The organism is Paraburkholderia sp. BL6669N2, assembly GCF_003387275.1.
GTDB lineage: Bacteria > Pseudomonadota > Gammaproteobacteria > Burkholderiales > Burkholderiaceae > Paraburkholderia.
Genome location: NZ_QUNA01000002.1, coordinates 3,683,073 through 3,706,853, shown reverse-complemented (window position 1 = coordinate 3,706,853; position 23,781 = coordinate 3,683,073). Strand labels below are relative to the sequence as shown.

Below are 23,781 nucleotides of genomic sequence, written 5' to 3'. Positions count from 1 at the left end.
CCAACCGTTGCAGTAATACACCCAGTTGACGAGGAGATGTTCGATGGACAGTTTCGAAGATGCGTTCAAGGCTCTGATCGGCAGTGAAGGCGGTTACTCCTTCAATCCGCACGACCCTGGCGGTGAAACGATGTGGGGTGTCACAGCGCGCGTGGCACGAAGCGCGGGCTATGCCGGCGCCATGAAAGACCTGCCGCTGGATACCGCCAGACAGATCGCCAAACAGAAATACTGGGACCCGCTGCACCTCGACGAACTCGACCCGCGCGTCGCCTTCCAGATCTTCGACGCCAACTACAACGGCGGCCTGGTGGTGCTGTGGATGCAAAAAGCTTCCGGTGCGAAAGAGGACGGCAAGTTCGGCCCCGACACACTCGATGCAATCAAGAGCGCCGACCCTTTGAAGTTTGTCATGCGTTTCGCCGCTTATCGCTTGCGTTACCTGCGCAACCTGCACGCATGGCCCAATTTTAGCCGTGGATGGACCGAAAGAATGGCCGCTAATCTTCTCCTGGGAGCAGCATGATGGACTGGTCTAAAGTAGCGTCGAACATCGGCAGCAGCGCGCCGCTTCTCGCCGGCCTCGTGGGTGGTCCGATCGGCGTAGGCGTGAGCGCCGCCGCCGCGATCATTTCGCATGCGCTCGGCACGCCGAGCGACCCGGGCGTGGTGGAACTCGCGTTGAACGATCCCAGCGCACTCGAAAAGGTCCGGCAAGCCGAGAGTGCGAACTCGTTGCAGTTGCAACAGTTGATGGTCACCGCCGCCCAGGCGAGCCTCGCGCATGAAAGCGATATGGCGCGCATCCAGGCCGCCGACCGGGCCGACGCGCGTGCAATGGGTATCAGCAATAAGGACTGGGTGCCCAAAGTCCTTGCGATGGCGGTCACCGCCGGCTTCTTCGGCATTCTGCTGCTCATGGCCTTCCAGCCGCTGCCGGGCGCGAACAAGGATCTCGTCAACGTGATCGTCGGCGCATTGGGTACGGCGTGGATCAGCATCATCGGCTACTACTTCGGCACGTCGGTGGGATCGATGCGAAAGACCGAACTGCTCGCCAAGCCCAGCGTGCCCATCACCCCGGACAGCGCGCTCACGCTGCGTGAGCCCGCCACGGCTTCAACGGCGCGGCCACAAGCGGCGCCGGCTCCGTCGCACAGCGAGGCATTCCAGCAATTCACGCCGGGTGGACAGGGCCCGATTTTCTCGGGCAGTTGATGGCGATTCGTTCACGGACCGGATGCGGCACGCGGCGAGACTACGGCTCGATGCGTGCTGCGTCGAACGTATCCCCTCCCGCATCCCCGTGTTTTGTCTCAAATTCAGCAACAAACATTACCTGAAACGATGATTACTCTCTCCAGTTCGCAAAACTACAATGTAATCACTGAATACGAACAACACCGTTCGTAGCAAGATAAAGACCGAATTGGAGGTAGTTCATCATGAAATCACTCATTCAAGCTGTTGTTATCGCCGCCGTGCTGGCCGCTCCTGTTGCTTCGTTTGCGCAGTCCAACCAGCCCGTGAGCCGCGCCCAAGTGCGCGCCGAACTGATTCAACTCGAAAAGGCAGGCTATCAACCCGGCGCCGCCGATCCGTACTATCCGGCCGACATTCAGGCCGCCCAAGCTCGCGTCGCTCGTGAAAACGGCACGGCACAGGCAGCGGAAAGTGGCTACGGTGGTACGGTGAGCGGCGCTTCTCAAGCAGGCCGCCCGGTTCCCGCAAATGGTCCGCAGTCGGTTTATTTCGGTCACTAAGCAGTAGCTGCGCGGTAATCAGGCAGTAACCCGACCGTAACCAGCTATCAGGCGAGTTGAACGGCACAGGCAAGAAGCCTTCTCGTGCGACGATCAACCGCCTGGCGCACCAGTAACCGGTGCGCGATGATTCAAAAACAAACTGGCCCGCGACCGGTATCTCCGATCGCGGGCCACTTGTCTATTGGTTACCTCCGTCATCGGCCTCCCGATGGCTTCGCCTGGACCCTCTACGGTCCGGGCGCTTTTTATTGGCGCTGCCGTTCCGCCGCGCCTTTGTCAGTATCGAAACGAAGCCCGCATTGGCGGACAAAGGCCGGTTTCAGATAATGGGCACGCGACTCGCGTCAGTCCCGTGCGATGAGATCGCCCACTTGACCGCGCCCGGTGACGAGACAGCTCGAAAGAAAATTCTCGCCTTGGCTGCTGGCCCCGATGTCTCCAAAGCCTTTTTTCAGCGCGTTCGATTTGACCATTTCCGCGCCCTGGTGACACGTTATTGTCCCCATCTCGCCCGCTTGCGCGCGCATCAGCGCTCTATCCGCCATCAGATAGCCGAGCAGCAGCACTACGGCAATATTGAACGCTTGTCTCATGGTTCGCCTCCTCTTTAGAAGAGACTAACGCGAACCATGCATACACGGTCCTAGGGGTTTCCCGATTGATGGCTATTCCATGATGCAGATTAAATCAGCTCTGCTTGTCTCGTCACCTTCAAAGCCGGGCTTCGATTTGCCTGATTCGCTGTTCAATAGCGTTGCGCACCAGTCCATTCGAAGGCACCAGCAACAGTGACGACGCGATGATCTGATACACCTTGTTCCGCCGCACTTTGGACACTCTCCGCGGATCGAGCCAGGCATCGTTCTCCGCGAGCAGAAGCAGTGTCTCAAGGCCGATCAGGATCGGCCACAAACAGGCGAGCCGCAAACGCACGGAAAATGCGGGAATCGCCAGTGTGTAATCGAGGGCTTCGCAGAAATGATCGAGTGTCTTGCGCAAAAGCTCCACCATCAACGGCCGGGCACGCACCGAATTGGCCGGCACCAGCAAATCCTGTGCGCTTAGACCATATCGGTTGAGCAAGGTCTGCGGCAGATAACAGCGGCCGATCCGTAAATCCTTGCCGCAGTCGCGCAGCACGTTGGTCATCTGCAGCGCCTTGCCGAAGCGCACGCCGCGCCGTGCCATCGTCTCGGGCCGCTCCTTCAGCGTGCCGGGCATGTGCGCGTAGGTCATCGTGGTCCAGAATTCGCCGACACAACCCGCCACCAGATACGTGTAGCGGTCGAGTTCATCGTATTCACGCAGCGCCGCGATCTGACCGGAACGTTCGTCGGGGAACGTACGAAGATCGAATTCCATGCCTTCGGTCAGCGTCGAGACAATCTCGCGCACGGCCTTGCGATCCGATTCGCTCAGTTGCGACAACACAGCGAGCGCGGGTCCGAGCGATTCGAGCAGCACTTTCTCGTCCGACTGGTCCTGCTGCCCCGCTACTTCCGCGGCCATGCGTTGGAATAGCGCGCCGTCGTCCGTTGCGCCGTTCACCTGAGCACGCAGCGACAACAGCAAGGTGAGGCGTTGTTCCGGCGAGATCAGCGAGGTGTCCGCAATCGTGTCGGCCGCGCGCGCCAGCAGATAAGCGAGTCCGATCGGATCGCGCATCCCGACGGGCAGCACGCGCAGGGTGAGATAGAAGGAGCGTGAAACGCCTTTCAGGAGCGGGCCGAGAAGGAAGGCCCGGGTCGGATTCGGCATGGATGGGATCGGGTCGGAGTTGTGCAAGAAGCAGGCAAAAAACGGGCGCTGCCGAATTGTATACGGCGAAGCGCCTCTGCCGTGCGCGGTAGACCTGTCCTGCCCCATCAGCCCTCTTACTGCTCCCTCGCCGCTCAGGCGTCTTGCTGAAGTCCCAGCACGCCGATTGCGTTCTGTTTGAGAATCAACGGCTGCACCTCTTCCCTGAACCCGACCTGCTTGAAATCCTCCAGCCAGCGGTCCGGTTGAATCAGCGGAAAATCCGAACCGAACAGCATCTTGCGCTTCAGCACCGTATTGGCGTGGCGGATCAACTCGGGCGAGAAATACTTCGGCGACCAGCCGGACAAGTCGATATAGACATTGGGCTTATGCAGTGCGATCGACAACGCCTGCTCCTGCCACGGCCACGACGGATGCGCGATCACGATGTTCATGTCGGGGAAATCCGCCGCGACGTCGTCGAGATGAATCGGCTCCGAATACTTCAGGCGCAACCCGCCGCCGCCTCGCATGCCCGACCCCATGCCGGAATGGCCGCTGTGAAAAACCGCCGTGAGCCGATGTTCGGCGATCAGTTCGTACAGCGGATACGCCAGCCGGTCGTTGGCAAAAAAAGCCTGCATTGTGGGATGAAACTTGAAACCACGCACGCCATGCTCCTCGATCAGCTTGCGCGCTTCGCGCACACCCATCTTGCCCTTGTGCGGATCAATGCTGGCAAAGGCGATCATGATGTCGCTGTTTTTCTGCGCGAATTCGGCGATCTCCTCATTCGGTATGCGACGCCGTCCGAGGTTCGCTTCGCAGTCCACGGTGAACATCACGAAGCCGATCTTGCGCTGGCGATAGTGGTCGATGGTTTCGGGAATCGTCGGCCGCCGCCCGAGTTTCAGCACGGTGCCGAAGTACTTGTCGGCGGCATCGTCAAACTCCTTGCCGAACAGATCCGGCGGCTGGCAGCACGAAACCTCCGCGTGCACGTGCGTGTCGATTGCGACGAGTTGATCGAGATTCATCCACCGTTCCCTGTGTGATTCCGCAGCGAGCACATCACGTCACGTCGCGTCACGTCGCGCCGCATGCGCTCGCGACAATCACCACGGGATCGCGCCGCCCCGCGTCATACATCGCCTCGACGAGCGCCGCACGATGCGTCAGCACCGCGCGCTGATTGATCGAGCCTTTGTCGGTGATCTCGCCGAGATCGAGCGACGGCGCGACATCCATGAGCCGCAGACGCGCGATGGTCGTCGCGCCGCCCGTAGCCCCGCGATTGAGCGTGTCGAGCAGCGCGGCGAAGTGCGCACGCACGGCGGGTGCTTCGACCACCTCTTGCGCGCTCGCCGAAGCGGGCAAGCGAGCCAGCCGCTTGCAATCGTCGACGCGTGGAAAGACCAGCAGGCCCACATCGTCGCGATTCATGCCGGTGACCACCACGTCCTGCACATACGGCGCGCCTTCGGAGATCACGCGTGCCCGCATCGGACCCACGCTCACGAAGGTGCCCGAACTCAGTTTGAAGTCTTCCGCGATACGCCCGTCGAACAGCAATCCGAGTTCGGGTCGCGTCACGTCGACAAAGCGCAAGGCGTCGCCGCTGCGGAAATAGCCTTCTTCGTCGAACGCGTTCTCCAACTCCGCCGCGCCGGCGCGCCAATAACCGGCCATGACGTGCGGCCCGCGATAACGCGCCTCGAGTTTGTCGCCGACGGGCGCGAGTTTGACTTCGCAGCCGTGCGCCGGCAGTCCCACGTAACCCGCGCGCATGATCGGACCCGTGGTGAACAGACACGAAGGCGAGGTCTCCGTCATGCCGAGTCCGGCCATGATGCGTATGCGCTCGCCGCAATATGTTTCAGTGACGCGTTCGAGCCTGTCCCACGCTGCTTGCGACAGGCCGGCACCTGAGAAGAAATAGACCTTCACGCGTGAGAAGAATGTCTCGCGCAATTGCTCGTCGCGTTCCAGCGCGATCGCCAGTTCCTCCCAACCCTTCGGCACGTTGAAGTAGATGGTCGGCGCGATTTCACGCAGATTGCGCAGTGTTTCCTCGAATTTGCCGTTGACCGGTTTGCCGTCGTCGATATAGAGGGTGCCGCCGTTGTAGAGCGCGATACCTGCGTTATGGCTGCCGCCGAACGTATGGTTCCAGGGCAGCCAGTCGACCAGCACCGGCGGCTCCTTCGCGAACTCGGGAAACGTTTCGAGCAGCATCTGCTGATTGCTGCACAGCATGCGGTGCGTGGTCGGCACCGCCTTCGGCAGCTTGGTCGAACCGGAGGTGAACAGAAATTTGGCGATGGCGTCCGGGCTCACCGCGGCGTGAACGGAGTCGACCGTGGTGGGCGTTGTGTCCAGCAGGTCGTCGAACGAGGTCACGTTGCGTGCCGCCGGCTGTTCTCGCGGCAATTTCGCGGCCATCACTTCGACATCGGAAGACACGGTTGCGTCGATTGCCTTGGCGAACGTATCGTAGGCGCTTACAAACACGAGACCGGGTGTCAGCAAATCGATCGTATGGCGCAGCTTGCCGAAGTCGCCGGAAGCAAGCGCATAGGCGGGCGAAATTGCGGCGTAGGGAATGCCCGCCCACATCGCACCGAGCGCAAGTTGCAGATGTTCGAGATCGTTGCCTGACAGAATCACGACGGGCCGCTCAGCGGACAGATCGCGTGCGAGCAGCGCCTGACCGATTGCGCGCGCGCTTTGCAAAGCCTTCGCGTAGCTCAGGCCGATCCATTGACCATCGCTGCCGCGACGCGCCGCCAGCCATCGTTCGGGATGCGCCTGCGCGCCGCTCACGAGCCGCTCGGTCATACGTTGCGGATGCGCGCCGAGCGGTTCGGCCGCGCGCAAATACCACGTGTCGCCCTGCCGCTGCGTGTGCAACGACGAAGCGCCGATCGTCGTCGCCCGGTAGCGCTTCGGCGCATCGGGGGTGTTCGGTTGTATCGGCTCGGAATGCAAAGCCTGTCTCCTCTGTGAAAAGCGCGATCGCAACGATCAGATCGGATAATGCCGAGGCCCGGTTTGAATCGTGATCCAACGCAGATCCGTGAACTCTGCAATCGACGCCTTGCTGCCGAATCGCCCGTAACCGCTTTTCTTCACACCGCCGAACGGCATCTGCGCTTCATCGTGCACGGTCGGGCCGTTGATATGGCAGATGCCCGATTCGATACGCTTCGCCACGTTCAACGCTCGCGACACGTCGCGGCTGAATACCGCTGCCGAGAGTCCGTACTCGCTGTCGTTGGCGATTCGAATCGCTTCCTCGTCGCCGTCCACGCGCTGCACCGTCACTACCGGCCCGAACGATTCTTCCGCATACAGTTTCATGGCAGGCGTGATGCCATCTACGATCACCGGCTGCATCGCAGCGCCTTCGACCGTGCAGCCAACTGGCAACTTGGCGCCCTTCTCGTGCGCATCTTCGATCAACGTCTTGATGCGTTGCGCGGCGGCTGCGCTTTCAAGCACGCCAAGCACGGAATCCGCAGCGGCCGGATCGCCCGCTTTCAATGTCAGCGCTTTCGCCGCAAGTTTCTCCACCAACGCATCCGCAATTTTCCGGTCGACGATCACACGCTCCGTCGACATGCAAATCTGCCCCTGGTTGAAAAACGCGCCGAACGCGATGCCTGCAACCGCCGCGTCCAGATCGGCGTCGTCGAGCACGACCACCGGCGCCTTGCCGCCGAGTTCCAGCAACGCCGGCTTCAGATGCGACGCTGCATGTTGCGCGACAATGCGCCCCACTCGCGTCGAACCGGTGAAATTCACGCGACGTACCGCCGGATGCGCGATCAGCCGTTCGACGATCGCCGGCGCATCTTCAGCGGAATGCGTGATCACGTTGACGACGCCGTCGCCGAGACCGGCTTCCTGCAGCACGCTGCCGATCAGCCGATGCACGCCCGGACAACCTTCGGATGCCTTGAGCACGACCGTGTTGCCGCACGCGAGCGGCATGGCAATGGCCCGCGTGCCGAGAATCACCGGCGCGTTCCACGGCGCCATGCCTAGCACCACGCCGCATGGCTGGCGCACCGCCATCGCGAGACTGCCTGGCACGTCGGAGGGAATCACGTCGCCGTCGATCTGCGTGGTCATGGCCGCGGCTTCGCGCAGCATGTTGGCGGCGAGCATGACGTTGAAGCCGTACCAGTTCGGCATCGCGCCGGTTTCGGCGACACCGGTTTCGATGAACTGCGCGGTGCGGGCATCCATCAGATCGGCCGCTACCAGCAGCCGCTTGCGGCGCTCGGTCGGCGCCAGCGCCGACCAGGCCGGAAAGGCCCGCGACGCCGCTTCGACCGCGGCGTCGGCATCGGCCAGCGTGGCCCCCGCCGCGCGCGACGCAGCCTGGCCGCTGGCGGGATTGATCCGCTCGAAGGTCTTGCCGTCCGCTGCGCCACGGCTTTCGCCGCCAATCAACAAAGTCACTTCATGCATGTCTGTCGTCTCCTCGCTGTCTGCTTGCTGCATCTCTCGTCGTAGTCTGCGTGAATTGAAATCCACGCCGATGCGACCGATCAGCGCTTGTACGTTTGCAGACCCGGCTTGATCGCCTTGTCGTCGAGGAACTGCTTGAGGCCCTGTTCGCGGCCGCCTTCCGGATCGCGCAGCTGCGCCTGATCGAGCTTGGCGTACAGGTAGTCTTCGTTCTGATCCCACGTCAGCTCGCGGCAACGCTTGAATCCATGCTTGGCGGCGCGCAACACCACCGGATTCTTCTCGAGCAGTTTGCCGGCGAGCGCACGCGTCACCTCGCGCAACTCGGCACGCGGCACGCTCTTGTTGACGAGACCCATCTGCGCCGCTTCCTGACCGGTGAAGGTCTCGCCCGTCATGATGTAATACAGCGCTTGACGATGCCCGACGGTATCGGCCATTGCTTTGCTCACCAGATTGCCCGGCGGAATGCCCCAGTTGATTTCGGAGAGACCGAACGTGGCTTCGTCGGCGGCAATCGCCAGGTCGCATGCCACCAGCGGCGAGAAGCCGCCACCAAAGCACCAGCCGTTGACCATCGCAATGGTCGGCTTCGCGTACATGCGCAGCAGTTGCCATTGCCAGCGGCACGCGTCGCGGCGAATCTTTTCCTGCAGGATCTCGGGGCCGGCGTCGACTTCGCGGAAATATTCCTTCAGGTCCATGCCGGCTGTCCATGCGTCGCCTTCGCCCGTGAGCACCAGAACCTGCGCTTCGGCGTCGAGTTCAACGGCTTCGAGCACCTCGATCATTTCCTTGTTCAGCGTCGGGCTCATGGCGTTGCGCTTCTCGGGCCGATTGAACGAAACCCATGCGATTCCTTCCGCGACATCCACCTTGACGGTTTTCCAACGGCCTTCATAACTCATCTGTTTTCTCCGTGAACGTTGGCCGCGGCCGCGGCCTGATGAACGCATTTAATATCAGGCTGCCTGATATGTAAAGTGGAAATTCGTAAGCTCGGTGCAAACCCCTAGCAGCGAATTTCGGGTCGAGGCACGCTAAGATGCCGGATAGACCGAACCTCCTGCCCACGATGAGCAAAAATCAAAATACGCCTGCCGAGCCTGCCGCCACACGCACTCGCCGTTCCAGCCTGCGTCTGACCTATGTGATCGGCAGTCTCGACCGCATCCTGCGGCGCCGCATGACGGAAGCGCTCGCGCCGCTCGGCCTGACGCTCGCGCAATTCACCGCGCTTTCCGTGCTCGAAGCCAAAGGGCAGGCGTCCAATGCGCAGGTCGCCGAGCGTTCGTTCATCACGCCGCAATCGGCCAATGAAGTGATGAACGCGATGGCCGCCCGCAACTGGGTAAGCCGCGAACCGGACCCGACGCACGGCCGCATCGTGCTGCTGCAACTCACGGACGAAGGGCGCGCCGTGTTGCGCGAATGCGAGCAGGCCGTGAAAACCATCGAAAAGCAGATGATGGAAGGCATCGAGCTCGACGCCGCCGGCGCGGTTCAAACCCACCTCGAAACTTTCGTTCGTAATCTGCGCGGCTAGATCCGCGCACGCCACACCGCCGAATTGCTAGGTGTTTTCACCGAACAATTTGCGCTTGTGTTATCAGCCTACCTGATATTAAATCCAGTCCACGATGCAGCGTGTGGAGACGCGCCGCCTCGCCTCGAAGCAAATGCACCGTCGTCTGGCCATCGAAACGATGCGCCGCGCGCGGCGGGGTTCGCTGCGCTGCTGCCGGGCATTCCATCGCGGCCTCGCCGATGATCTGACGCCCGCTTGCCGAACCTGTCTCTCGTGCGGGACAGCGACTCGGCATCTGTTGTCTTTCAGCGAAACCGGAAAACCACGCCATTTAATAAGGATCACTAACGTGAAAAGAGCCGGAACATTGAATTCGACCGAAGCCACCGCGGTCCCGGCGACGCCGAGCCGGACAGGCGCCTTCGTCACCCTTGGACTGTGCTTTGCCATCGCCCTGCTCGAAGGACTCGACCTGCAGTCGGTCGGCGTCGCCGCACCGCGCATGGCGCGCGAGTTTGGACTTTCCGTCGCGCAAATGGGACTAGCGTTCAGCGCCGGCACCTTCGGCTTGCTGCCCGGTGCGATGTTCGGCGGACGGCTCGCCGATCGCATCGGCCGCAAGCGCGTGCTCGTGATATCCGCATGCCTGTTCGGCCTGCTGTCGATCATGACCGCGCTGGTGAGCGACTTTCACACGCTCGTGATCGTGCGAGTGCTGACAGGTATCGGACTCGGCGGTGCGTTGCCGAATCTGATCGCGTTGTCGTCGGAAGCGGTCGAACCGCGCTCGCGCAGCACCGCCGTGAGCGTGATGTATTGCGGCATTCCGTTCGGCGGCGTGATCGCGTCGGTGATCGGCGTGATGAGTGCGGGCGACACCGAGTGGCGTCACATTTTCTATGTCGGCGGTGCGGGGCCGCTCGTGCTGGTGCCGCTGTTGCTCGCATTCCTCGCGGATTCGAAGGCATTCACCAAGGCATCGCGCGACGGACAAGCCAAGCCCGCACCCGTCGGCGAAATCCTGTTCGGCGGCACGCGCGGGCTCTCCACCGTGCAGATCTGGGTCAGCTACTTCTGCACGCTGATCGTCCTCTACTTTCTGCTCAACTGGCTGCCCTCGTTGATGGCCGCGAGCGGTCTGACGCGCGCGCAAGTCGGCTACGTGCAGATCTTTTTCAACATCGGCGGCGGGATCGGCGCGTTGTGCATCGGCATGTTGATGGATCGCATCCGCTCGGGCGTCGTGGTGGCTGGTATGTATGTCGGAATCATCGCGTCGCTCGCGACGCTTTCAACGGCGCACGGCTTCGGCGCGCTCGCGGCCTCTGCTTTCTTCGCGGGGATGTTCGTGATCGGCGGCCAATCGGTGCTGTATGCGCTTTCCGCCGCGTTCTATCCGACGGCCATGCGCGGCACCGGCGTGGGCGCGGCGGTGGCGGTGGGCCGCATCGGCTCGGTGGTCGGGCCGCTCGCGGCGGGTCAATTGCTGGCGATGGGCCGCAGTTCGTCGACCGTGATCGGCGCGAGCATTCCCGTCACGCTGATCGCGGCAGCCGCCGCGCTGCTCCTGCTGCGCCGCCCACGCGCCGACGACTGACCGTCGGCACAAGAAGACCCAAAAACAACACATTCATTCAACGGTTCGGAGACACCCTTCATGCAAGCATCCGCACGTCTATTACTCTGCGGCGCACTGTGCACCGTCAGCGGCGCCGCAGCGGCCCAATCGAGCGTGACGCTCTACGGCATTATCGATACCGGCATCGAATACGTTTCGCACGCGAACGCCGCGGGCAAGAGCGTGTTCCGCATGCCGTCGGTCACGGGCGAATTGCCTTCGCGCTGGGGTCTGCGCGGCAACGAAGACCTGGGCGGCGGCTATAGCGCGGTCTTCACGCTGGAAAGCGGCTTCAACGTGCGCGCCGGCGATCTCGGTCAGGGTGGACGGCTGTTCGGGCGCCAGGCGTTCGTCGGCATCAAGAGTCCGTACGGCACGGTCTCGTTCGGCCGTCAGTACACGATGACGTACCTCGCGCTGATGGGCGCGGACCTGATCGGCCCTGACATCTACGGCCTGGGTTCGCTCGACGCCTACGTGCCGAATGCCCGCGCCGACAACTCGGTGGTGTACCTCGGCAGCTATGCGGGCGTGACGTTCGGTGCGAACTACTCGTTCGGCCGCGACTCGGCCGGCACCGGCAACTCGCCGGGCCAGGGCACGTGTACGGGGTCGGTCGCCGGACAGCCGACTCAATGCCGCGAATGGTCCGTGATGCTGAAGTACGACGCGCCGCTGTTCGGCGTCGCGGCGTCGTATGAAGAGCAGCGTGGTGGCAGCACCGCGGCGGCGAACTTCTTCGACGGCATCGCGCCGACTCCGCTCACCAGCGCCGCCGACAAGGACATCCGCACGCATGTGAGCGCCTACGCGAACCTCGGCAAAGGAAAGCTCGGCGTGGGATGGCTCAACCGCCGCGTCGAACCGGGGGCGGAAACGATTGCCAGCGTGCGCTCGAATCTGTTCTTCGTCGCCGCATCGTACAACGTGACGCCCGCTTTCATCGTCGACGGCGAGGTTTATCACATCACCAATAGCGAGCACGACACGCGCGCCACGATGGGCACGCTGCGCACCACCTATCTGCTTTCGAAGCGCACCGCTGTCTACGCCCAGGGCTCGTATCTCGCCAACAGCGCGAAGGCGCGCTACTCGGTCAGCGCCGGCGGCGGCGGCACGACGCCCACGGCAGGCACCGGCCAGACCGGTGTGATGGTTGGCGTTCGTCATTCGTTCTAGGAGACACAGCATGAAGTGCACCTCGATCGCGCTTGCGGCCGCCGCAGCGCTCACACTCGCCGCGTGCGGCGGCAACGATCTCGGCAGCGCCGCCAACAGCAGCGCCAACACCTCCGTGTTGCCGCAACTGAGCGCGGCCACGCCAGGTACGCTTGCGGGCAATTGCGCCGCACTCGCCGCGAAGCTCAGCTTCGCCAATACCGTCTTCACCACCGTATCGGATGTCGCGGCAGGCACGCTCAAAGTAGCCGGCAAACCGATCGCCGAACATTGCCTGATTCAAGGCCGCATGAATCAGCGGATCAGCAGTGTCGACGGCAAGACCTACGCGATCGGCTTCGAGATGCGCCTGCCGATTGCGTGGAATGGGCGTTTCTTCTATCAGGCCAACGGCGGTCTCGACGGCAATGTGGTCACGGCCACCGGCGAGATCGGCGGCGGCGGTCCCACCAGCGACGCGCTCAACATGGGCTTCGCAGTCATCAGCTCCAATGCGGGGCATAGCTCGGCGCAAAATCCGCTGTTCGGTCTGGACCCGCAGGCGCGCATCGACTACGGCTACAACGCAGTCGCCACGCTCACGCCGATGGCCAAGCAGGTCATCAAGCTCGCTTACGGCAAGGCGCCGGATCGCAGCTATTTCGACGGTTGCTCTAACGGTGGACGTCATGCAATGGTCGCGGCGGCACGCTCGTCGGCGGAATATGACGGCATCATTGCGGGCGATCCGGGGTTTCATTTGCCGAAGGCGGCCGTCGGCGAAATGTGGAGCGCGCAGCAGTTCGCAAAAGTGGCGACCGCGACGACCTCGAACGGCCTGCCCGATATCACGACCGGCTTCACCGCCACGGAACGTCAAATGGTGGCGTCGAAAATACTGTCAAAGTGCGATGCGCTCGACGGCGTTAGCGACGGCCTCATTCAGGATATCAAGGCATGCCAGGAAAACTTCAGCCTTGCTACCGATGTCCCCACCTGCACGAACAACGTCCGCGACGGCACGTGTTTGACGAGCGCGCAGAAGGACGCCGTCGGCAATGTGTTCTCCGGTGCGCGCAACAGTGCGGGCACGGCCCTCTACGCAAGCTTCCCATACGACGCCGGACTCGGCCCTGGCTGGTCCGGGTGGAAGCAGGGCAACTCGATCACACTCGACCCGGCTGCGGCGGCCTTCACGTTCACCACGCCGCCGCAAACCGCTTCCGTGTTGACCCAGTTGTCCGCGTACGCGCTGAACTTCAGCATGGACACCGACGCGCCGAAGATCTTCGCCACCAGCGGCGCATATAGCGAGTCGGCCTGGTCGTTCATGACGCCGCCCGACGAAACCAATCTGAGCGCATTGAAGCAGCGCGGCGCGAAGCTGATGGTCTATCACGGCACGAGCGACCCGGTGTTTTCATCGAACGACACGACCGATTGGTATCAACGGCTCACAGCAGCCAATAGCGGCGACGCGTCGAACTTCGCGCGGCTTTACACGATTGCCGGCATGAACCATTGCAGCGGCGGTCCGAGCACCGACCAGTTCGACATGCTCACGCCGCTCGTCGCATGGGTCGAACAGGGCAAGGCGCCGGACAGCGTGGTCGCCACCGCGCGCGACGCAGGCAATGTCGTGCCGAACTCGGACGTGCCCGCCGCCTGGGGCGCGGGACGCACGCGGCCGCTTTGCCCGTATCCGAAAGTGGCGCGCTATCAGGGCGGCGACGTCAACGCCGCGAGTAGTTTCGCTTGCAGCTGAATCAGGAGCGGGCCGTCGGCCCGCTTCGCTCTCCCGCCTCGCGCATGCAATGTGCTTGTGTACTACCGCCTGCGCGAGGCGCGGCCCCGTCTCTCCTCATCCCTGCATCGGGTTGAAAAAATCACCGCGATTCGGCGGTCGGCACTGTTTCTCCTCGCGCGCCTCGCACCTATGCCCGACTTACGGTTCGCCAAGCGCCTCGCCGCCAGTTAGAATCCCCTGCATCTCATGCCGACGCACAGCGTCGCCGCCCGGAGCGGGAACGCGAATTGCTGATAATGGTAGTTTGAGCAATGGACGGTTCCTGTGCGAGCCATCGCTTCTCCGCACTTTGAACGACTCTTCGACAATGACTAACGACGAATCTCAGACGTCTCCCCGATCCAACGTGGAAACGGGTGTCCCCGGTCTCGACGAGATCCTGGGCGGAGGTCTGGTCCGCGGCGGCGTGTATCTGCTGGAAGGCATGGCCGGCGCCGGCAAGACGATCCTGTCGAGCCAGATTGGTTTTCATCGTGTAAGCCAGGGCGAAAAGGTGCTGTACATGACCTTGATCGCCGAATCGCACGACAAGTTGCTGGGTCATCTCAAGGGTCTGAGCTTCTTCGACGAGAACGCGGTCGCCCAGCAGATGCTATTCGTGTCCGGCTATCACGAACTGATGAAGGACGGCCTCGACGGCTTCCTCAAGCTGATTGCCTCGATCATTTACGATTACCGCCCGAGCCTGATGATCATCGACGGGTTTCGGAGCGCGCGCGAATTCAGCGAGACCGAACTGTCGCTGTCCAAGTTCATCCACGAACTGAATGCACTGGTCGCGGCCATGGATTGCACGACCTTGCTGCTCGCACCGCTCTCCGGCAACGAACCGCATCCGGAACATACGCTGGTCGACGGCCTGATTGAACTGAACCGCTACAGCGACGGCATGCGCCGCGCGCGCGAAATCGAAGTCCACAAGATGCGCGCGCGCAATCATCTGATGGGCAAGCATTTCTTCCGCATCGCCGAAAGCGGGCTCCTGATGTTCCCGCGCCTGGAAGCGCAGAGCGCCCTGCCGCCAGGTCCGGTGGATCTGAAAACGCGGCTCGGCTTCGGCCTGCCGCATCTCGACGCCCTGCTCGGCGGCGGCTTTGCGCAAGGCTCTACGACTACGCTGATCGGGCCGTCGGGCGTGGGCAAGACCGTCCTCTGTCTGCAGTTTCTCGCGGCCGGCATCGCGCGCGGCGAGCGTTGCGTGTACCTCGGTTTCTACGAAGGACCGCAGCGACTGGTCGGCAAGGCTGAGGCCGTGTCGATCGGACTCGCGGACGCGTATGAGGACGGCCGGCTCGTGATTCAATGGCAGCCGGCCATCGAACTCGCCGTCGACGAACTCGCGGCCACCGCGCTCGCCACGGTCAAGAAAATCGGCGCGTCGCGCATCGTTATCGACGGCGTGGAGGGTTTCCGCGATTCCGCGTTGCGCACCGAGCGCTTCGGCCTGTTCCTGAATGCGCTGCTACACCAGCTTCGCGAAGCCTGCATCACCACGTTGCTGACCGAAGAGTTGCCGCTTTACGCCGATCCCGGCCACGCGAAGAGCGTGCGCGTTTCGGCGCTGACCGAAAACCTCGTGCTGCTGCGTTACGCCGAAACGGAAACGGGTCTGCGCCGCATGATTTCGGTGGTCAAGCAGCGTGAAAGCGCCCACGACACCTCCCTGCGCGAACTTGTGATTTCGTCTCAAGGGCTCGACGTGATCGAAAACTCGGGGAGCCCCGCCAGCCTGCATTCGCCGGGCGGCTTGTCGGCTACGCTGCCGCAGCGACGAAATACCTAGCCGCCCATGAAAACCATTCTGGTCGTGGACGACGAGTTCGACATCCTGACAGTCTGGCGGCTGCTGCTGGAGCGGCACGGCTATACCGTGCTGACGGCGTCGAACGGGGCCGCAGCGCTCGAACAGATACGCCAGACCCGACCCGACATCATCGTGTCGGACTGCATGATGCCGATCATGTCGGGGCTGCAATTGTGCACAACGCTAAACGCCGATCCTGACCTGCGCGCCATTCCGATCATTCTGTGCAGCGCGGCCGCGGATATTCCCGTGCAGCCGAATCCTCGCATCGAATACGCGCGCAAGCCGCTTTCATTCGACACGCTGCTGGCCATGCTTGAGCGCATGGCCGCGTAAAGCGTTGGGGCGCCGGACCGCGCCGTCCGGCGTGCCGGCGCGAGCGCCCAGCCGCAGGCGCTATTTCTCCTCTCTAGGTAAAACCCCGAATTCCCCACTACCGGCCACACCGACTACTCTCGGCACACTCATTAAATAGAACGTCGTTCTATCTAACAGAACGATACCGACGAGAGACACCCGAAGGAGATATTCCATGGCAAGCCTGCCGATCGACGACGCGTCCGGCGCGTCGCCCCACTCTAGCGCCGACGCGCCGGCGCTCACGCCCGGCGTCAACGCGCGCATCGACCGCCTGCCCGCGACGCGCGCGGTGTGGATGCTGGTGTTCCTGCTGTCGATCGGCGGCTGGTTCGAGTTTTACGATCTGTTCTTCACCGCGTACGTCGGGCCCGGCCTCGTCAAAAGCGGGGTTTACTCGACGACCACCGCGTCGTTCTTCGGCGTGTCCGGCCTTGGCGCGTTCGTGGCGGCTTCGTTTGCCGGGCTCTTCATCGGCACGTTTTTTCTGGCGGGCATGGCCGACCGCTACGGCCGCAAGACCGTGTTCACCGTGTCGTTGCTGTGGTACTCCGCCGCGACGCTGATCATGGCGCTGCAAAGCACGGCGCCCGCCATCAATCTGTGGCGCCTGATTGCCGGCATCGGCGTGGGCGTCGAACTGGTGACGATCGACACTTACGTCAGCGAACTCGTGCCTAAACATTTGCGCGGACGTGCGTTTGCATTCGTGCATCTGGTGCAGTACACCGCGGTGCCGTCGGTCGCGTTTCTCGCGTGGTGGCTGGTGCCGCTCACGCCGTTCGGACTCGACGGCTGGCGCTGGGTCGTGATCATCGGCGCGTTGGGCGCGGTGGTGGTGTGGGCGATTCGCCGACGCCTGCCGGAAAGTCCGCGCTGGCTCGCGCAACAAGGCCGCGCCGCCGAAGCCGAGCAGGTGCTGCAGGCGCTGGAAGCGAAAGTCGCCGCGCAATACGGCAAGCCGCTGCCGCCCGCCGTGCCGACCGTCGAACCGGCGACCACCAAGGCCGCCTTCCGCGAAATCTGGCAGCCGCCGTATCGCAAACGCGCGATCACGATGCTCATCTTCAATCTGTTCCAGGCAATCGGCTTTTACGGCTTCGCCTCGTGGGTGCCAACGCTGCTCGTCTCCAAAGGCGTGACGATTACACACAGTCTGCTCTACTCGTTCGTGATCGCGGTGTCGAATCCGTTCGGACCGCTGATCGGTATGGCGATCGCCGACCGCATCGAACGGAAGACATTGATCGTGCTGTCGGCACTCGGCATTGCCGTGTTCGGCAGCCTGTTCGCAACGCAAACCTCGCCCGCCATGCTGATGACGCTCGGCGTGCTGATCACGCTGAGCGGCACGCTGCTCTCGGTCGGCTATCACGCGTATCAAACCGAACTCTTCCCGACGCGTCTGCGGGCGCGCGCCGTCGGCTTCGTCTACTCGATGTCGCGTCTCTCGGCCATGTTCTCCGGCTTCATGATCGCGTTCGCACTGCGTCACTTCGGCGTAAGCGGTGTGTTTGCGTTGATCAGCGCGTCGATGGTGATGGTGATGGGCGCGATCGGCATCTTCGGGCCACGGACCAACCATCGCAATCTCGACGAGATTTCGCATTGAACCGCATTGCATCGCATTGCTTCGCATTCTGAACAAGAGGTTTTGAACATGACGCTGCCGTTGGCTGGAGTCCGCGTACTGGACTTATCGAATGTATTGGCCGGCCCGTTTTGCGCGTATCAACTCGCGTTGCTCGGCGCCGAAGTGATCAAGGTCGAGCATCCGGACGGCGGCGATCTGGCGCGGCGCCTGGGCGCCGACAAGGAGGCGTCGGCGCGCAACATGGGCGCCTCGTTCGTCGCCGTGAACGCAGGCAAGCAATCCGTCACGCTCAATCTGAAAGACCCGCGTGGCAAGGCGATTCTGCGCGATCTCGTGAAAACTGCGGACGTGCTGGTGGAAAATTTCCGGCCCGGCGTGATGACGCGTCTCGGCCTCGATTTCGAGGCGCTGCGCGAGGTCAATCCGAAGCTCGTGTATTGCGCGATCTCCGGCTTCGGCATGGACGGCGAGTTTTCGAAACGCCCTGCTTACGATCAAATCATTCAGGGTATTTCCGGCGTGATGAGCGTGACCGGCGATGCCGACAGCGCCCCGTTGCGCGTCGGCTATCCGGTGTCGGACACGGTGGGCGGTCTCACGGCGGCGTTCGGCATTTGCGCCGCGCTGCTCGACGCACGCGCCACGGGACATGGCCGCTTGCTCGATGTGTCGATGCTCGAAGCCACGCTCGCGACAATGGGATGGGTCGTCTCGAACTTCCTGAACGCCGGCGTCACGCCGACGCCGATGGGCAACGAGAACTTCACCGCCGCGCCGTCCGGTACTTTCAAAACCGGCGACGGCCCGCTCAATATCGCCGCTAACGAAAACAAACAGTTCGCGAGCTTGTGTCAGTTGATCGGCCGAGCGGATCTGCTCGACGATCCGCGTTTTTCCGAGCGCAACGCGCGCAAGGTGAATCGCGCCGCGTTGAAAGCGGAAATCGAAGCGGCACTCGCGCGGGACAGCGCCGCGAACTGGGAGGCCCGTTTCTTTGAAGCCGGCGTGCCGGCCGGCCGCGTGATGTCGGTGCCGGAGATTCTCGCGCATCCGCATCTGGAGTCGCGCGGCTTCATCCGCGAATTCGCCGCGGATGCGAATACGGATCGCCAGCGCGTGACTCGCGCGGGCTTTCGTCTGCACGATGCTGACACGGCGCCGAGCACACCCGCGCCGGTTCTCTCGGCCCACACACATGAACAGCTCGCCGCGCTCGGTTACGACGACGCACATATCGATCAACTACGCGCCGAAGGAGTGATCTGAACATGACGCACGCATTCGACGCAGCGAAGCTCGCTGCCGACTATTGGAGCACCTCGATCATCGACATTCATCCGGGCTCGATCAACGTGCGCGGCTTTCCGATTCAGGAGTTGATCGGCAACATCAGCTTTCCGCAAATGATCTGGCTGATGCTGCGCGGCGAATTGCCCGACACCGAGCAGGCGCGTTTGTTCGAAGCGGCGTTGGTGTCGTCGGTGGATCATGGGCCGCATGCGCCGTCGATTGCGATCTCGCGGATGGCGACCAGTTGCGGCTTGCCGCTGAACGGCGCAATGGCCTCCGCGATTAACGCGCTGGACGACGTGCACGGCGGCGCAGGTCAACAGGCGGTCGAACTGTATGACTCGATCGATGCGCGCATGCAGGCGGGCGCCGTGTTGGACGACGCCGTAGAACAAGGTGTGGATACGTTCATCGCGGAGCACGGCAAATATCTGCCCGGCTTCGGGCATCGCTTTCATCCGGTCGATCCGCGTGCGCCGCGGCTTCTTGCGTTGGTGGATGAGAACGTGCGTACGGAGCGCATCAGCGGACGCTATGCCGCGATTGCGCGCGGCATCGAGGCGCTGCTGATGAGCCGCAAGAGCAAGCCCGTACCGATGAACATCGACGGCGCCACCGCTGTGATCTATGCCGAACTCGGCTTTGCGCCGGAACTGGCGCGCGGCGTGTTCTGCCTTTCGCGCGCGGTCGGGATTCTGTCGCATGCATGGGAACAGCGCGGTCGCAAGGAACGCAACAAAGGTCCGATGCCGCGCCAGATGGCCTACACGTACACCGGCAAGCCCGAGCGGCATTTGCCTTGAGCCGCTTGCGTTGAACCGCTCACCCTAACTACTTGCCATGAACTACTTGTCCTGAACTTCGGCCGCACGCCGCTGCGCATTGCGCATAGCGCGCGAATCGCCGCCCAGGGCATCGGTGGCGCGCGCGGCGCAATCGAATAGCGCGCCGAGATTGCGTTCGAGGAATGCCTGATCGATACGCGAGCTCGGACCGGCCAGCGTCAGCACGCCACGCAGGCTCTGGCGCACGCCGAATACCGGCATGGAAATGCCCGCCGTCTCCCGGTCGCGTTCGCCGATCGACACACAGTAGAAGTCCTCGCGAATCTTCTCGTACGGTGCGCCCGGCATGCCGCCGAAGGCGAGCAACGCAAGGCCGCCCGAACCGCTTTCCAGCGGCAGCACGTCGCCTTCGCGCACGTGAAAACGCACCGCGTGCTTCGAATCCACCCGATGCAAACACACCCGCACCGCTTCGTCACGCACATAGAACGACACGCTTTCGCCGCTGGTTTCCGCGAGATCGCGCATGAGCGGCACGACAATATCACCGAGGTTCAGGCTGCGCTGGTATAGCGCGCCCAGCATGAAGGTGGCGGAGCCGAGCTGATAGCGGCCGTCGTCGAGACGCAGCAGCAAGCGGTGCTGGATCAGCGAGCCCGCGAGCCGCAACAACGTGCTCTTGTAAAGCCCCGTGCGCGCCGCCAGTTCGGCGAGCGTGAGCGCGTCGTCGTCTGGCCGGAATGCGAACAGGATGGCGCAAGCACGATCGATGACGGCCACACCTTCGCTTTCCTTCGTGTTCGATTTGTCCGCGGGCGTTGGCATGGATGGCATGACTTCATGGGGAAGCGGAAATTTTACGCCATGACGCGGGGCTGTCATACCCGCCACGCGCGGTTTGGCGCTGATTCCGCGCGGAATGCCGAACTCGAGCGGCCACCGCCGTGCGAACGCCGGCCGGATGCGTCACGTTGCATCTTGAGACGATCGCGCGATTTGTTGAGCGCGCCCAGCATTCAGCGTTTGGCCGCGGTCTTTTACAGTACGTCATCGATCGCGCAGAGCCGCAACAACGGCGCGCGACGCAACTTTCGGAGGATCGGTGATGAACAGCAATCGTGGCACGATTCCAGTTGCTTTCTTCGGGATCGCGGTGGGCGCACTGGCGCTCGCCAACTTGTGGCGCGTGGCGATCAGGCTTTGGCACCTGCCCGCCGTGATAGGCGATGTGATGACAATAGCCGCGCTCGTCGTGTGGCTCGTGATTCTGGCGGCCTACGGGCAAAAATGGCTGACGCATGCCGACGAAGCGCGAGCGGAAATGCAGCATCCGGTGCAATCGTCGTTTGCGGCGCTCGCTCCTATTTCGAGCCTGCTCGCGGCCCAGCTTCTGCAGCCTTACGCGCATACATTGGCGCTCGCGCTGTTCGGCGTCGCCGTAGTCGCGCAACTCGCGCTCGGAGCGTATTTGCATGGACGGCTCTGGCAAGGCGGCCGCAAGCCCGAACTGGTGACGCCCGCCATCTATCTGCCGACCGTGGGAGCGAGCTTCGTGGCGGGCACGGCTTCGGCCGCGTTCGGCTTTCACCAACTGGGCGAACTCTTTTTCGGAGCAGGTTTGCTGTCGTGGCTCGCGATCGAATCGCTGATCCTGCACCGCGCCGCCGTGCATGAACCGCTGCCCGACGCATTGCGCCCGGTGCTCGGCATCCAGCTCGCGCCGCCGGTCGTCGGGGGCGTGACCTATCTGAGTCTGAGCAGCGGTACACCTGACCTGTTCGCCATGATTCTGCTCGGTTATGGCTTGTACCAGGCTCTGCTGCTCCTGCGTTTGCTGCCGTGGATTCGCCAACAGGCCTTCGTGCCGGCTTACTGGGCCTTCAGCTTCGGCGTCGCCGCATTGCCGACGATGGCGCTCCGGATGGTCGAACGAGGTGCGACGGGTCCGGTCGAATACGCCGCTCCGGTTCTGTTCATCGCGGCGAATGTGATCATCGCGATTCTGGCGGGGAAGACGTTGGGCTTGCTAGCGCGCGGCAAGCTGATTCCCGCCACTGCGGTTACAAGTGCCCTGCCGGCACCGCAGGCATCCGCCGATTCACGCATTGCACGGGTCGGTTGAAGCGCCCGAACTGCGTCAGCGAGACGAGGCGCGTCCCGTCTCGCCGAAGCGCATCAACGCAACGCCATCACGATCAGCACCGCGCCGACGATCGCCACCGCGTCTTCGATCAACGCGGCCGGCTGGTCCCGCCCAAAGGCACGCGCCAACGCGCCGCGGACTCTCGCGCCGCCCAGGGTGCCGATCACGGCGCCGATCAATCCCGCGATCAGGCCGTTCCCCACTCCGCCATGTGCCGCGCCAATCGCCGCGCCGCTCAAGCCGCCAAGCACGAGACGCGCGCCGAATTGCATCGGCACGGTACGGCTGGGGCTTTTCGGCAGTTGATCGGTGATCAGTTCGACAATGGCCAGCACCGTGAAGATATACGGCGTGGCGGTAAAGCCGAGGAAGGCCAGCGGCGTGTCTTGCAACGGCAACCAGCCCAGATGCGCCGCCCAACTGACCGCGGCGGGCGCGGTCATCGCGCGGAGACCGGCCACGACGCCGATCAGCAATGCCAGCACATAGACAGACATAGGGGACTCCGAATCAAGGCAGCGATGCGTGGTTGATCAAGCCGACGGCTCACCTGGACGAACGTCGGCAGAAGGTGTCGAGCATTTCCATGGACAGTCAACTTCTCACCGCATCCATCGAGGCCGATTCGCTGTTGCCCCTTTCGGTGTGGCCCTAGTGTCGCACACTTCGATCGGCGCTTCGGTCATCGCATCGCGTTGCGTGGAACGCGTGTGTGCCGGTCCCCGCCGGGATCAAATAGACGCCACCACCAGCGCGCCCACATCCGCGATCGCCGCGTTGCTGCGCGCCGCGTTGCCATCCGTTTCGGTCAGATACACGGTCACCAGCACCGGACCGCGTCCGGGCGGCCAGAGAATCGCCACGTCGTTGGCCGTGCCGTGATCGCCGGTGCCGGTCTTGTCGCCCACGCCCCAATCCTTCGGCAGCTTGGCGCGAATCCGTGCGCCGCCGGTCTCGTTAGCGGCGAGCCACGCCAGCAGTTGCGCCCGCGACGATGACGACAACCGCTCGCCGAGCAGCAACTCGCGCAGATTGCCGAGCATGGCGTTGGGCGTGGTGGTGTCGCGCAGATCGCCGGGAGTCCCTTCGTTCAGCATCGGCTCGATGCGATCCAGCCGCGTGACGCCGTCACCGAGACTGCGAGCGAACGCGGTCAATCCCGCCGGGCCGCCAAACGTGGCGAGCAACAGATTCGCCGCCGTGTTGTCGCTGAGCGTGATCGCCGCCTTGCACAGCTCGGCGATGCTCATGCCCGCATTGCCGGTCAGTTCGCGCGTGTGCTTGCTCGTGGCCGGCGAATTGGACACCACGTCGCTTTGTGAAAACACCACGCGCCGCTGCAAGTCTTCCTCGCCACGATCCGTACGCGCCAATACAGCGCCCGCCACCAGCATCTTGAAGGTGCTGCACATCGGAAAGCGCTCGTCGGTCCGCAAGCCTGCGTGCAAGCCGGACATCGTATCGACGATCGACACCCCCAGCCGGCCGCCGCTCGCCGCTTCGATTTCAACGAGCCGCCGGCGGATCGCGTCCGCCTTCGCCAACTCGGACCCTTGCTCCGCCGCGCCTGTTTTCACCACTTTGCCGGATGCCTTGCCAAACGCGCCGGCACTCCTAACCGCAAGCCCAGCTATCGAAACGCCCAGCATCGCACCCGCGAACTTCCGTCTTGTGATCATCGCCGCTCCTTTGTGAAGCCGCCACTATCGGTTTTC

The 23,781-nt window shown here is 63.0% G+C and carries 22 protein-coding genes; 13 read left to right on the top strand and 9 right to left on the bottom strand.

Translation table 11 applies throughout. The features are described 5' to 3' along the window. Positions 1-43 precede the first annotated feature (43 nt). The 3 genes from B0G80_RS39220 to B0G80_RS39210 all read left to right on the top strand — a co-directional run bounded on the left by B0G80_RS39220 (position 44) and on the right by B0G80_RS39210 (position 1,763). Positions 44-526 carry a glycoside hydrolase family 108 protein gene (locus tag B0G80_RS39220; protein ID WP_106278723.1) on the top strand — a complete coding sequence of 161 codons (483 nt, stop codon included), beginning with the start codon at positions 44-46 and terminating at the stop codon, positions 524-526. Continuing rightward, positions 526-1,218, top strand: coding sequence for a hypothetical protein (locus B0G80_RS39215; RefSeq protein ID WP_116122968.1), 693 nt, complete (start codon positions 526-528; stop codon positions 1,216-1,218). The genes B0G80_RS39220 and B0G80_RS39215 overlap by 1 nt, the downstream gene beginning before the upstream one ends. 227 nt (positions 1,219-1,445) lie before the next feature. Next, a complete protein-coding gene (locus tag B0G80_RS39210; RefSeq protein ID WP_116122967.1) occupies positions 1,446-1,763 on the top strand; it encodes a DUF4148 domain-containing protein in 318 nt (105 codons plus the stop codon). 347 nt (positions 1,764-2,110) lie between these two features. On the opposite strand, the gene B0G80_RS39205 is transcribed toward B0G80_RS39210, so the two are convergent. From B0G80_RS39205 to B0G80_RS39180, 6 genes are all read right to left on the bottom strand, one after another. After that, positions 2,111-2,359, bottom strand: coding sequence for a hypothetical protein (locus B0G80_RS39205; protein ID WP_012425929.1), 249 nt, complete (start codon positions 2,357-2,359; stop codon positions 2,111-2,113). 118 nt (positions 2,360-2,477) lie between these two features. After that, positions 2,478-3,524, bottom strand: a complete 1,047-nt coding sequence (locus B0G80_RS39200; RefSeq protein WP_116122966.1) for a phytoene/squalene synthase family protein — start codon at positions 3,522-3,524, stop codon at positions 2,478-2,480. Between the two features lie 134 nt (positions 3,525-3,658). Continuing rightward, the gene (locus tag B0G80_RS39195; protein ID WP_116122965.1) at positions 3,659-4,543 is read right to left on the bottom strand and encodes an amidohydrolase family protein; all 885 of its coding nucleotides are present in this window, start codon (positions 4,541-4,543) and stop codon (positions 3,659-3,661) included. A 49-nt stretch (positions 4,544-4,592) separates the two neighbouring features. Further along, positions 4,593-6,494, bottom strand: a complete 1,902-nt coding sequence (locus B0G80_RS39190; RefSeq protein ID WP_116122964.1) for a feruloyl-CoA synthase — start codon at positions 6,492-6,494, stop codon at positions 4,593-4,595. A 36-nt stretch (positions 6,495-6,530) separates the two neighbouring features. Next, on the bottom strand, positions 6,531-7,982 hold the full coding sequence (locus B0G80_RS39185; RefSeq protein ID WP_116122963.1) for an aldehyde dehydrogenase: 1,452 nt from the start codon (positions 7,980-7,982) through the stop codon (positions 6,531-6,533). 80 nt (positions 7,983-8,062) lie between these two features. Next, positions 8,063-8,890 carry a p-hydroxycinnamoyl CoA hydratase/lyase gene (locus B0G80_RS39180; protein ID WP_106278740.1) on the bottom strand — a complete coding sequence of 276 codons (828 nt, stop codon included), beginning with the start codon at positions 8,888-8,890 and terminating at the stop codon, positions 8,063-8,065. Positions 8,891-9,027: 137 nt separating this feature from the next. Between B0G80_RS39180 and B0G80_RS39175 the strand changes: the two genes are divergently transcribed. The 9 genes from B0G80_RS39175 to B0G80_RS39135 all read left to right on the top strand — a co-directional run bounded on the left by B0G80_RS39175 (position 9,028) and on the right by B0G80_RS39135 (position 19,941). Continuing rightward, entirely contained in the window at positions 9,028-9,528 is a 501-nt protein-coding gene (locus B0G80_RS39175; protein ID WP_116122962.1) for a MarR family winged helix-turn-helix transcriptional regulator, read from the top strand. 349 nt (positions 9,529-9,877) lie between these two features. Continuing rightward, entirely contained in the window at positions 9,878-11,107 is a 1,230-nt protein-coding gene (gene mhpT, locus B0G80_RS39170; protein ID WP_116122961.1) for a 3-(3-hydroxy-phenyl)propionate transporter MhpT, read from the top strand. A gap of 60 nt (positions 11,108-11,167) precedes the next feature. Continuing rightward, on the top strand, positions 11,168-12,307 hold the full coding sequence (locus tag B0G80_RS39165; RefSeq protein WP_116122960.1) for a porin: 1,140 nt from the start codon (positions 11,168-11,170) through the stop codon (positions 12,305-12,307). A gap of 10 nt (positions 12,308-12,317) precedes the next feature. Continuing rightward, on the top strand, positions 12,318-14,051 hold the full coding sequence (locus tag B0G80_RS39160) for a tannase/feruloyl esterase family alpha/beta hydrolase (RefSeq protein WP_116122959.1): 1,734 nt from the start codon (positions 12,318-12,320) through the stop codon (positions 14,049-14,051). Positions 14,052-14,400: 349 nt separating this feature from the next. Continuing rightward, on the top strand, positions 14,401-15,876 hold the full coding sequence (locus tag B0G80_RS39155; RefSeq protein ID WP_116122958.1) for an ATPase domain-containing protein: 1,476 nt from the start codon (positions 14,401-14,403) through the stop codon (positions 15,874-15,876). Between the two features lie 6 nt (positions 15,877-15,882). Further along, positions 15,883-16,233, top strand: coding sequence for a response regulator (locus B0G80_RS39150; protein ID WP_116122957.1), 351 nt, complete (start codon positions 15,883-15,885; stop codon positions 16,231-16,233). A 196-nt stretch (positions 16,234-16,429) separates the two neighbouring features. Next, positions 16,430-17,866 carry an MFS transporter gene (locus B0G80_RS39145; protein WP_116122956.1) on the top strand — a complete coding sequence of 479 codons (1,437 nt, stop codon included), beginning with the start codon at positions 16,430-16,432 and terminating at the stop codon, positions 17,864-17,866. 48 nt (positions 17,867-17,914) lie between these two features. Then, a complete protein-coding gene (locus B0G80_RS39140; RefSeq protein ID WP_116123901.1) occupies positions 17,915-19,114 on the top strand; it encodes a CaiB/BaiF CoA-transferase family protein in 1,200 nt (399 codons plus the stop codon). Positions 19,115-19,116: 2 nt separating this feature from the next. Next, positions 19,117-19,941, top strand: coding sequence for a citryl-CoA lyase (locus tag B0G80_RS39135; protein WP_116122955.1), 825 nt, complete (start codon positions 19,117-19,119; stop codon positions 19,939-19,941). Between the two features lie 42 nt (positions 19,942-19,983). Here the strand turns inward: B0G80_RS39135 and B0G80_RS39130 are convergent, their stop codons facing one another. Continuing rightward, a complete protein-coding gene (locus B0G80_RS39130) occupies positions 19,984-20,748 on the bottom strand; it encodes an IclR family transcriptional regulator (protein WP_116122954.1) in 765 nt (254 codons plus the stop codon). A gap of 280 nt (positions 20,749-21,028) precedes the next feature. On the opposite strand from B0G80_RS39130, the gene tehA reads away from it, so the two are divergent. Continuing rightward, positions 21,029-22,045 carry a dicarboxylate transporter/tellurite-resistance protein TehA gene (tehA, locus tag B0G80_RS39125; protein WP_116122953.1) on the top strand — a complete coding sequence of 339 codons (1,017 nt, stop codon included), beginning with the start codon at positions 21,029-21,031 and terminating at the stop codon, positions 22,043-22,045. Between the two features lie 53 nt (positions 22,046-22,098). Here the strand turns inward: tehA and B0G80_RS39120 are convergent, their stop codons facing one another. Both B0G80_RS39120 and bla read right to left on the bottom strand, forming a co-directional pair. Then, positions 22,099-22,563, bottom strand: a complete 465-nt coding sequence (locus B0G80_RS39120) for a DUF4126 domain-containing protein (RefSeq protein WP_116122952.1) — start codon at positions 22,561-22,563, stop codon at positions 22,099-22,101. Between the two features lie 234 nt (positions 22,564-22,797). Beyond that, complete coding sequence (bla, locus tag B0G80_RS39115) at positions 22,798-23,745, bottom strand: class A beta-lactamase (protein WP_116122951.1); 948 nt, start codon at positions 23,743-23,745, stop codon at positions 22,798-22,800. Positions 23,746-23,781: the final 36 nt, after the last annotated feature.

Coding starts and splice junctions, on each gene's coding strand:
- B0G80_RS39220 (WP_106278723.1), top strand. CDS start 44: ATGGACAGTTTCGAAGATGCGTTCAAGGCTCTGATCGGCAGTGAAGGC.
- B0G80_RS39215 (WP_116122968.1), top strand. CDS start 526: ATGGACTGGTCTAAAGTAGCGTCGAACATCGGCAGCAGCGCGCCGCTT.
- B0G80_RS39210 (WP_116122967.1), top strand. CDS start 1,446: ATGAAATCACTCATTCAAGCTGTTGTTATCGCCGCCGTGCTGGCCGCT.
- B0G80_RS39205 (WP_012425929.1), bottom strand. CDS start 2,359: ATGAGACAAGCGTTCAATATTGCCGTAGTGCTGCTGCTCGGCTATCTG.
- B0G80_RS39200 (WP_116122966.1), bottom strand. CDS start 3,524: ATGCCGAATCCGACCCGGGCCTTCCTTCTCGGCCCGCTCCTGAAAGGC.
- B0G80_RS39195 (WP_116122965.1), bottom strand. CDS start 4,543: ATGAATCTCGATCAACTCGTCGCAATCGACACGCACGTGCACGCGGAG.
- B0G80_RS39185 (WP_116122963.1), bottom strand. CDS start 7,982: ATGCATGAAGTGACTTTGTTGATTGGCGGCGAAAGCCGTGGCGCAGCG.
- B0G80_RS39180 (WP_106278740.1), bottom strand. CDS start 8,890: ATGAGTTATGAAGGCCGTTGGAAAACCGTCAAGGTGGATGTCGCGGAA.
- B0G80_RS39175 (WP_116122962.1), top strand. CDS start 9,028: ATGCCGGATAGACCGAACCTCCTGCCCACGATGAGCAAAAATCAAAAT.
- B0G80_RS39165 (WP_116122960.1), top strand. CDS start 11,168: ATGCAAGCATCCGCACGTCTATTACTCTGCGGCGCACTGTGCACCGTC.
- B0G80_RS39160 (WP_116122959.1), top strand. CDS start 12,318: ATGAAGTGCACCTCGATCGCGCTTGCGGCCGCCGCAGCGCTCACACTC.
- B0G80_RS39155 (WP_116122958.1), top strand. CDS start 14,401: ATGACTAACGACGAATCTCAGACGTCTCCCCGATCCAACGTGGAAACG.
- B0G80_RS39150 (WP_116122957.1), top strand. CDS start 15,883: ATGAAAACCATTCTGGTCGTGGACGACGAGTTCGACATCCTGACAGTC.
- B0G80_RS39145 (WP_116122956.1), top strand. CDS start 16,430: ATGGCAAGCCTGCCGATCGACGACGCGTCCGGCGCGTCGCCCCACTCT.
- B0G80_RS39140 (WP_116123901.1), top strand. CDS start 17,915: ATGACGCTGCCGTTGGCTGGAGTCCGCGTACTGGACTTATCGAATGTA.
- B0G80_RS39135 (WP_116122955.1), top strand. CDS start 19,117: ATGACGCACGCATTCGACGCAGCGAAGCTCGCTGCCGACTATTGGAGC.
- B0G80_RS39130 (WP_116122954.1), bottom strand. CDS start 20,748: ATGCCAACGCCCGCGGACAAATCGAACACGAAGGAAAGCGAAGGTGTG.
- tehA (WP_116122953.1), top strand. CDS start 21,029: ATGAACAGCAATCGTGGCACGATTCCAGTTGCTTTCTTCGGGATCGCG.
- B0G80_RS39120 (WP_116122952.1), bottom strand. CDS start 22,563: ATGTCTGTCTATGTGCTGGCATTGCTGATCGGCGTCGTGGCCGGTCTC.
- bla (WP_116122951.1), bottom strand. CDS start 23,745: ATGATCACAAGACGGAAGTTCGCGGGTGCGATGCTGGGCGTTTCGATA.